Annotated in this window: 12 protein-coding genes; 7 read left to right on the top strand and 5 right to left on the bottom strand. The window is 53.1% G+C overall.

The window, feature by feature from the left end; all coding sequences use genetic code 11:
- The first annotated feature begins 43 nt into the window (after positions 1-43).
- A complete protein-coding gene (locus HOJ08_11335) occupies positions 44-811 on the top strand; it encodes a hypothetical protein (GenBank protein MBT5674020.1) in 768 nt (255 codons plus the stop codon).
- 14 nt (positions 812-825) lie between these two features.
- Here the strand turns inward: HOJ08_11335 and HOJ08_11330 are convergent, their stop codons facing one another.
- Positions 826-1,302, bottom strand: coding sequence for a hypothetical protein (locus tag HOJ08_11330; protein ID MBT5674019.1), 477 nt, complete (start codon positions 1,300-1,302; stop codon positions 826-828).
- A gap of 203 nt (positions 1,303-1,505) precedes the next feature.
- Positions 1,506-1,709: a 30S ribosomal protein S21 gene (locus tag HOJ08_11325; GenBank protein MBT5674018.1), complete on the bottom strand. Its 204-nt coding sequence runs from the start codon at positions 1,707-1,709 to the stop codon at positions 1,506-1,508.
- A gap of 245 nt (positions 1,710-1,954) precedes the next feature.
- On the opposite strand from HOJ08_11325, the gene def reads away from it, so the two are divergent.
- A complete protein-coding gene (gene def, locus HOJ08_11320; GenBank protein ID MBT5674017.1) occupies positions 1,955-2,545 on the top strand; it encodes a peptide deformylase in 591 nt (196 codons plus the stop codon).
- 16 nt (positions 2,546-2,561) lie between these two features.
- Positions 2,562-3,227, top strand: a complete 666-nt coding sequence (locus tag HOJ08_11315) for a COQ9 family protein (protein ID MBT5674016.1) — start codon at positions 2,562-2,564, stop codon at positions 3,225-3,227.
- Between the two features lie 3 nt (positions 3,228-3,230).
- On the opposite strand, the gene HOJ08_11310 is transcribed toward HOJ08_11315, so the two are convergent.
- Together HOJ08_11310 and purE are read right to left on the bottom strand one after the other, a co-directional pair.
- Positions 3,231-4,337, bottom strand: a complete 1,107-nt coding sequence (locus HOJ08_11310) for a 5-(carboxyamino)imidazole ribonucleotide synthase (GenBank protein ID MBT5674015.1) — start codon at positions 4,335-4,337, stop codon at positions 3,231-3,233.
- Positions 4,338-4,389: 52 nt separating this feature from the next.
- Positions 4,390-4,884 carry a 5-(carboxyamino)imidazole ribonucleotide mutase gene (gene purE / locus HOJ08_11305; GenBank protein MBT5674014.1) on the bottom strand — a complete coding sequence of 165 codons (495 nt, stop codon included), beginning with the start codon at positions 4,882-4,884 and terminating at the stop codon, positions 4,390-4,392.
- A gap of 234 nt (positions 4,885-5,118) precedes the next feature.
- On the opposite strand from purE, the gene HOJ08_11300 reads away from it, so the two are divergent.
- The 4 genes from HOJ08_11300 to HOJ08_11285 all read left to right on the top strand — a co-directional run bounded on the left by HOJ08_11300 (position 5,119) and on the right by HOJ08_11285 (position 7,982).
- The gene (locus HOJ08_11300; protein ID MBT5674013.1) at positions 5,119-5,850 is read left to right on the top strand and encodes a GGDEF domain-containing protein; all 732 of its coding nucleotides are present in this window, start codon (positions 5,119-5,121) and stop codon (positions 5,848-5,850) included.
- Between the two features lie 120 nt (positions 5,851-5,970).
- Positions 5,971-7,074: an ATP-dependent 6-phosphofructokinase gene (locus tag HOJ08_11295; GenBank protein MBT5674012.1), complete on the top strand. Its 1,104-nt coding sequence runs from the start codon at positions 5,971-5,973 to the stop codon at positions 7,072-7,074.
- Between the two features lie 3 nt (positions 7,075-7,077).
- The gene (locus tag HOJ08_11290; GenBank protein ID MBT5674011.1) at positions 7,078-7,653 is read left to right on the top strand and encodes a TIGR02444 family protein; all 576 of its coding nucleotides are present in this window, start codon (positions 7,078-7,080) and stop codon (positions 7,651-7,653) included.
- A 161-nt stretch (positions 7,654-7,814) separates the two neighbouring features.
- Complete coding sequence (locus tag HOJ08_11285; protein MBT5674010.1) at positions 7,815-7,982, top strand: DUF465 domain-containing protein; 168 nt, start codon at positions 7,815-7,817, stop codon at positions 7,980-7,982.
- 134 nt (positions 7,983-8,116) lie between these two features.
- Here the strand turns inward: HOJ08_11285 and HOJ08_11280 are convergent, their stop codons facing one another.
- Positions 8,117-8,788, bottom strand: coding sequence for a DUF1013 domain-containing protein (locus HOJ08_11280; GenBank protein ID MBT5674009.1), 672 nt, complete (start codon positions 8,786-8,788; stop codon positions 8,117-8,119).
- Between the last annotated feature and the right edge of the window lie 67 nt (positions 8,789-8,855).

Raw genomic sequence — 8,855 nt, 5'->3', positions numbered from 1 at the left:
CGATCTCCAAGAGGGCACGTGGCTGGAAAAATCCGGGCGCACCATGATGCTTGCAGCCCTTGATGATCATGGCATTGATTTTCCATCCGGGATCAAAGAAGAAGCCATGGCGCTGCGCAAGCTTTACCCGAAGCGGGCACCGCAACAGATTGCCCCCGACACGTTACAGGCGCCCACCACGTTACTGCCCCCCGGCACGATCCTGAGCGAAAGCCAAAAGGCAGACATGAAGGGTGCGGAAAATGCACCCGATCGTCCATTAGTGGAGGGAGATCATTGGGAAAAAATTATTGATGGTGTCTTGGGAAGAGAGGGGCTCTTTAACCCAGATGATCCTTCAATGCGTGGCATTAAAAAATCGACCCTGAGGGAATATGAAAAACGTGAGGGTAACACCCTGACAAAAGATGAATTAGATCAACGCTTGCGTCAGGTAAGTGCAGAAGAAGCGCGTCGTATTTATAGGAAAATTTTTATCAAGGACGTTGGTTTAGAACAGATATCTGATCCAGAGCTTGCCAAGCAGGTGTTCGATGGGGCGGTTAATCAGGGCCAAGATGATGGTGTTATGCAGCTTCAGGCCGCCCTTAATAAGGTTACGGGGAGCAAGTTGAATGTTGATGGTAGCCTTGGGTCGCGGACGCGGGCTGATATTGATGAGGCCATTAAATCTGGAAAATTAACGGCGCTAAGGCATCAGATTGTTAAAGAACGAATCGTCAAGATCAATACATTGAAATTCTCAGAGAAGCAAAAGGAAAGCCTCAGAAGAAGAGCACGAAATATGGGGCCATCATTGAATGGGAAATAAGATATGGAGAGCCTTTATCTTTTGCGTTTTTTAATCTGGTTGCGATATGAATTTCTTTGTTTAATTGTTTGGCGAATCAGATTTTGGAGTATCCGTAATGTTGCGTTTGGGTAGCCGAGATAGCCAATGGTGCCGCACATACACCCTTTATGTTCCAAATAAATAGCCTTGTATAAAGAGAGTGAGGATTCGCGCAGCTGTATTAATTTCTTGTGTGCTTTTTTTCGGGAAAGTTGCTTCGGATCAAACATGATCTCCACCTGATCGAGAAAGACATTCTCTAAGCATGCAATTGACTTGAATATGTCAGTTGCCATTTGGGCTGTTGTGGCCATGCCTTTATAGGGCGCTATATCACACCCCTTGATCAGTTTTTCGGCATCCACGGGCTCGTAGGCAGCAGTGGGTGCCGAAAGGCCGGGGGCCAGAACCAGCAGGGCAATCAGGACCATCCCCAAAATATTCCGGCGTAATTGAAGTGTGCGTTGCATGGTCTCTCTCCCTAATCCCTCATGGGTCGAAAAACCATAGCACAGGGTTGCCTCACCCAAAAACCCCCGGACCCCCCGTTCTAAAGTTTGGGCATGGGAAGCAGGGGTGCAGATGGTAGTTTGATCAGGGGGTGTCCGTATCGATCCGGGCCATAAAAAAAGCCGCCTGTTAAAGGCGGCTTTCTAAACATTTGGATACGGGCCTAGTATCCTTCGCGTTCCATGCGCTTGCGCATGAGCTTGCGGTGGCGGCGAACGGCTTCTGCCTTTTCGCGTGCGCGCTTTTCGGATGGTTTTTCGAAGCTGCGGCGCATTTTCATTTCGCGGTAGACGCCTTCACGCTGCATTTTTTTCTTGAGGGCGCGCAGCGCCTGATCAACGTTGTTATCTTTAACGGTTACGAGCACGAAATGGCCTGCCTTTTGTTGTGTTCAATGATTGCGTTCAGGGTGAACAAATATCATAAAATCAATGTGTTAATTCCAGGTTGCCAAACTTTGGCCCCAAGGAACGCCGCTTTTATCACCTTTTATCAGCCATGGGAAGGGTAAAGCACCCCTAAATGTCGCCTTTTTTGGGGTTTGGGGCGTGATATAGGCCAATGGCGCGATCTAGGCTTTACCTGATCAGGGTTGATCGCCATATTGCGGCCATGGCTATTTTGAAAATCGCCCGGATGGGCAACCCAATTTTACGTGAACGGGCCCAAGAGGTCGAAGACCCCAAGGCCCCCGCTGTCCACGCGCTGGTGCGCGATATGGCGGAAACCCTTGTCGACGCCCGGGGTGCCGGCCTTGCGGCTCCTCAGGTCTATGTGCCCTACCGGGTGGTGATTTTTTACATTCCCCAAAGTGATGAGGAAGAATACAGCCCGCCCACAGAGGAATACACCGAAGAACCGGTCAGGAACCTGGAAGTTCTGATTAATCCGGTGATCGAGCCCATTGGCGATGAAAAGGCATTCGGCTGGGAAGGCTGTCTTTCGGTGCCAGACATGCAGGGCATTGTGCCGCGTTTTACCCATATCCGTTATTCCGGGGTGGGCCTTGATGGCAACCCCATCAAACGCGAAGCAAAGGGGTTTCATGCCCGGGTGCTCCAGCATGAATGCGATCATCTGGACGGGGTTTTATATCCCATGCAGATCACCGATCTCAGGCTATTTGGATTCAATGAAGAATTTGAACGCAATCCCTTGCGCCTTGAATCCGAAGAAGATGAAGCCGATAGCGGAGCCAGCTAAACTCATAAAGGGTGTCATGAGCAGTTCAGACAATCTTGCAAATGCGCGGCAAACCATCCTGAAGGCAACCCTGCCCCATGTGCCGTTTGACGGGTGGAGCGCCAAGGCGCTGGCCGCAGGCATTCAGGATGCGGGATTAGATGCCACGTTTTCGACCCTGGCATTTCAGGGCGGCATCGAAGAATTTTCTGACTATTACACAGGCCTTGCCGATCAACGGATGATCGATGCCCTTAACCCTGAAACGCTGGAAGCCATGAGTGTTCGGGGGCGCATCATTCACGTCATCACGTTGCGCCTGCAACAGTGCGAACCGGAACGCGAAGCCGTGCGCGCCCTTATGGTGTGGCTGGCATTGCCCCAAAACCAGATCATGGGCGCAAAGTTTTTCTACGCCACGGTCGATGCCATGTGGCGGGGCATTGGCGACACATCCACAGATTTTAATTTTTATACCAAGCGCGCAACCCTGGCCGCCGTGGTGGCGGCAGTGGTGTTGTTCTGGCTGGGGGATGAAACCGAAAATTTCAAAGCAACCAGCGATTTTCTGGATCGGCGCATCGAAGATGTCATGACCATTGAAAAGGCCAAGGGAAAGCTGCGCAAGGTGATCAAAGACCTGCCGGACCCCTTTGAATTGCTGGGCCGGTTGCGCGAAGGCCGCCAGGACAGGCGCCAATAAGGCTTATTCGGGGGCTTTGCCCGCTTCCAGCGGATAGAGCCTGGTCACGTGGCCCATCTTGCGGCCGGCCCGGACTTCTGTTTTGCCATAAAGATGCATTTTGGCGTTTTGATCGGTGATCATCTCATCGAAATGATCGACATCATCGCCAATCAGGTTTTTCATCACGGCGTTGGAATGGCGTGCCGGATTGCCAAGGGGCAAGCCACAGATGGCGCGCACGAATTGTTCGAACTGGCTGGTGATGCAGGCATCAATGGTCCAATGCCCGGAATTGTGGGGCCTAGGTGCGATTTCATTGACCAAAATCTTGTGATCAAAGGTCACAAACATTTCCACGGCAATTAACCCCACCAAATCCAGCGCTTCGGCAACGGCCTCGGCGATTGAGGTCGCTTCTATGGCTTTGATTGGGGGGATCGGTGCGGGGGCAATGGTGACATCCAGAATGTGATGGACGTGGCGGTTTTCCACCACATCAAAAACAGCCGATTGTTCTTTTCCCTGACGGGCCAGAATGACGGAAATTTCGCTATCGAAATCCACAAAGCCTTCAAGAATACCGGCATCGCCGCCCATTTGTGCCCATGCATCCGCTGCATCGGTGTCTGGACCAATGCGCACCTGGCCCTTGCCGTCATAGCCCATGGTGGCTGTTTTCAAAACCGCAGGCCGCCCGATGGTTTCAAGGGCTGTGCTCAGTTCATCGGCAGAGCCAACGGCGGCAAACGGCGTGGTGGCAATGCCCGCTTTGTTCAGAAAGGTTTTTTCCACCACGCGGTCCTGGGTGATTTCCAGACAATGGGGTGCCGGGCGCAGGGGGGTGTGTTTGACAATTTCATGGGCGCTTGCGGCCGGAATGTTTTCAAATTCAAAGGTCACCACATCAACGGAACGGGCAAATTCACCAAGGGCTTTAACATCATCATAGGCGGCAACGGTTTCAGATGTCGCGACCTGACCTGCCGGGCTGCCTGCTTCGGGGGTGTAGATATGAACCCGGTAGCCCAGCTGGGCGGCGGCCAGTGCGGTCATGCGGCCCAATTGTCCGCCACCAATGATACCGATGGCGGCACCCGGATAAATGGGAGGGAAAGGAATGTCGTTCATGGCTTATGGGTGCAATTCAATGAGCGCGCCATTGGGCGCGGCTTGGAAAGGGTTATGTGTCTGTTGGTGTTAATGCTACCGCTGCAGTTTGTTCGGCACGGAAAGCATCAAGGGCAGATGCAATCTTGTCATCGTTCAGCGCCAATACCGATGCCGAAAGCAATGCGGCATTCACCGCACCGGCTTCTCCGATGGCCAGGGTTCCCACAGGCACCCCTTTGGGCATCTGGACAATGGACAGCAAACTGTCCATGCCCTTTAGGGCCTTGGACCGGATGGGCACGCCAAACACGGGCAGCGGTGTCATGGCGGCGGCCATGCCCGGCAGATGGGCGGCACCCCCAGCGGCAGCAATGATGATTTGAAAGCCTTCGTCTTTTGCCCCGCGCGCGAATTCATAAAGCCGCGATGGTGTCCGGTGCGCGGAAACGATCTTCACCTCGTGGGCAATCCCAAGATGCTTCAGGGTGTCTGCGCAATGGCGCATTGTTGCCCAATCAGACTGGCTGCCCATGACGATGGCGACAGGTGGCGTAGTTGTGGCCATTTCTGTTCCCCCTGTAAAAAGAAAGCGGCCATTATAGGTAGGGGCGCTTTTAAGGCAACAACAGAGGTGAGAAAGGTTGCGGCGTCTTTTATACCCATGAAACTGTTGAAAATGGCGGGTTTATGCTATTTTCTTAACGCATGGTTAAGATTTCGCGACTAGGACTTTATTAACCGTAACGTTGACTTGGGCCTGAATGGGCCATATCGGGTCTGGAATAGGAACGAAACTGCAATGCGAATCGGTGATTCACGACCAGTCAGAGGCACCACAGGCGTCGCGCGCGCGCGCGGTGCCACCCCTGTGGGAAAAGATGCAGGCGTTGCAAAGACAGGTGCCGTTGGGGATACAACATCGGTTCTGGGCATCCCAGAAGAAGAATTCACACCAAAGGTGCGCGATGCCATCATGCACCTTTTGGAAGAAGTCAGCGCCTTGCGTCAGGAATTACAAGAAGGCAAAGCGCGGGTCAGTTATCTTGAAAAACTGGCCGATGAAGATGCCTTGGTGCCGGTGGCAAATCGCCGGGCCTTTGTTCGCGAACTTTCCCGGATGCTGTCATTTGCCCAACGCTATGGCGGTGAGGTCAGCGTCTTGTATTTTGATATCGATGATATGAAGCAGATCAACGACACCCTCGGCCACGCTGGGGGGGATGCCGCCATTATGCATATTGCCAAAATACTAAGCCATGGGGTGCGCGAATCCGATGTCGTCGGACGCTTGGGCGGTGATGAATTTGGGGCAATTTTAGTCAATGCTTCGGAAAAAGAAGCCCGCGAAAAGGCTGAAAGTCTGGCCAAGGCCATTGCTGAGACGCCGCTAAACTGGAATGGCCAACAGGTCTCCATGAAAATTTCCATTGGGGCCTACTCCCTTCAAGGTGGCGAAGATGCCTCGGACATGTTGGAACAGGCCGATAAGGCCATGTACGACAAGAAATCCCCCACAGGTCGCAGGGCCTGATACTTTAATTTTTAATTTTCTGTCTGGACCTTGCCTGATGTTGCAAGGCCCCCCCCCGTGTTATGAGCGTGCTATGGTGGATTAAGTTTTGATGCGCTTTACAAACACAGGAACAGGGTCGTGGCATCTGAGGTAAGAGATAAAAAGCGGATTGGGGTTCTGACCAGCGGTGGAGACTGCGCGGGGCTTAATGCCGTCATTCGTGCCATCGTGCACCGTGGGGTGACAGCGTATGACTGGGACATCGTCGGGATTCTTCGTGGCACACGCGGGCTTATGGCGGACCCACCCGAAAGCATCAACCTTACCCTCGACATGTTTCAAGGCGAAGCCCTTCGCATGGGGGGCACGATGATTGGCACGACGTCCAGCGGCGATCCCTTCGCTTTTCCGATGCCCGATGGCAGCATAAAAGACCGTTCCGAAGAGGCCATCGCTGGATATAAGAAGCTTGGCCTTGATGCGTTGATCACCATTGGCGGCGATGGGTCTTTGCGCATCCTGGGTAAATTGGCAGCCCAGGGTGGCATCAATATGGTGGGCATTCCAAAAACTATCGACAATGATGTTGCGGGGACAGAAAACGCCATTGGCTACATTACGGCGGTGAATGTTGCGACAGAGGCACTGGACCGGCTGCACACCACGGCCGCGTCCCATTCGCGGATCATGATTTTGGAAGTGATGGGCCGGGATGCCGGGCATATCGCCCTTTCTGCCGGGATCGCTGGTGGGGCGGACATCATTTTAATTCCTGAAATTCCGTATTCGCTTACATCAATCGTTCAAAAGATTAATGACATCGAAAAAACCTATGGCCGTAATTTTGCATTGATGGTGGTGGCAGAAGGCTGTCAGACCGAAACCGGCGAAGCAGTCACCATCCATAATGAGCAGGAAAAAACCCGGTATGGCGGGATCGGTCATTATCTTGCCGATCAGCTGGCCAGTGTAACCGGCCGCGAAACGCGGTTTAACATGCTGGGTCATGTGCAGCGTGGCGGCACCCCTGCAACCACGGATCGGGTTTTGGGGTCTGCCTTTGGGGTTCGTGCGGTGGATTTGGTACACGAGGGTGGCTTTGGGCGTATGGTCGCATGGCAAAATAGAAAGGTCGTGGATATTGATCTGGCCGATGTCATGACCGTGACCCGAAAGGTTGACCTTGAGGGTGATCTGGTGCGCACGGCCCGTGGGCTTGATATTTCTTTTGGAGACAGGTGAAAAATGGAATTTCCCGAACATCCCTTTTGGGACTTTGCCCTCAGGGTCTATCGCTGCGATGGGGTGGGACAGGCGTGTTTGAATATCCAGTCTCGTCATGGCATCGACGTTAACATCATGCTGTTTTGCCTGTGGTTGGGCGAAACCGGCAGGGGGGTTCTGGATGATGGGGAAATGAAAGCGGTGATGTCGGCCAGTGAAGATTGGCATGAACAGGTGGTTAAGGGATTGCGTGCTGTGCGCCAGGGCATGAAGGATTCTTTTCATCATGTGGACGAAAGCCTGCGCACGGCCCTTCGGGCCGATATTCAGGCGACAGAAATTGATTCAGAACATCTGGAACAATTAATCCTGTGTAATGCCATCAGCCGGGAAGCCGGGGGCCAGAAAGCAGGGGCGGGTGCTTTGGAGATGGATCAGCGAGCCAAGGCAGCTGCGAAAAATTTTGATACCTATCTTGATGCACGCGCGATTGCTTTTGAAACCGCCACGGCAAATGATTACGCAGATATTCTTCTTCAGGCTTTTCCTGGCCTGGCCTCAGAAAATGCGCTGAAGTTCTCGAAAATTCTCCTCTGATTATAAAAAAAAATCTTGGCTTCTCTTGGCGTTATAAAAAGTTTGGGGTAGCATATCTTTGACGGTTGGTTCCGCGCCGTGTCCTGGTTATTCAGGCACTGTTGGACTGGGCGGGGCGTGTATCAGCCTGTCGACATTGTAATGGCGACAAGGAGCAATGAATGGTTTCGGAAAATCTCATCACTGAGTTGAAAACCGATCACGCCGGGCTTGAGAAAAAAATCAATGAAGAGCTCGGGCATCTTTACCCAAACGAAGAGATCGTTGCTGATCTCAAACGCAAAAAATTAAAAATAAAAGACGAGTTGCAGCGGTTGGTCGCCGCTTGACGGCGCGGACTTTCTAGCCGCTTGACGGCGCGGGCCTTTTGAAATGCGCGGGCTTGTGGGGCCATTTTGGGGCCACCACAAGCCGCTACATTTGCAAATTTTCTAAGGCTTAACCCGGGGCCGGTAACGCCAAGCTATTGGCTATTGGCGTCGTCCTGGGTGTCATCGTTTGATTGACTATTGCCCGCCGGTTCTGCTGCCGCTGCTTCTGCTGTGGCCTTGGCGGCGGCGGCTTCTCTTTCAACCTTGCGCGCTTCCCGGGCGGCGCGTTCTTCGGCACGGGCGACGCGCTTGCGGGCAACCTGAACGGCTTCAAGCAGAATTTCATAGGAACAGATGCCAATATCCACAGGGTCAATGGGCTTAAGATTGGCCCCTTTCCAATGGGTTCGGTCGCGCACGGCATTAATGGTGCTTTTTGTCGTCCCAACCAGCTTGCCAATCTGGCCGTCTGTCAGTTCCGGATAGTGGCGCAACAGCCAGGCAATGGCATCGGGCCGTTCCTGGCGTTTGGCAACAGCAGTGTAGCGCGGCCCCTTGGTCTTTGGGGTTGGGCGCGGTGTTTTTGGGATGGCCATTTCCAAAACAGTGTCGGGGTCTTTTTCGCAGCGTGCGATTTCTTCCGTCGTCAGCTGCCCATTGGGGATGGGATCGAGGCCGACAATGCCGACGGCAACCTCTTCATCGGCAATGGCCTGAACTTCCAGCGCATGCAGGCCGGTAAAGGCCGCAATCTGGTTAAATTGCAGGGCTGTGTTTTCAATCAACCAAACGGCGGTTGCTTTGGGCATGAGTGGGAGAACCATGTTCCCTCCTTAATCAATAAATTTGGGTGCTTGAGCTCAAAATAATAGACCCGGGCGCCGGATTCTG

This window comes from Rhodospirillales bacterium (assembly GCA_018666775.1).
Lineage (GTDB): Bacteria > Pseudomonadota > Alphaproteobacteria > SMXQ01 > SMXQ01 > JABIXC01.
This window is presented reverse-complemented; position numbering and strand designations above follow the sequence as displayed.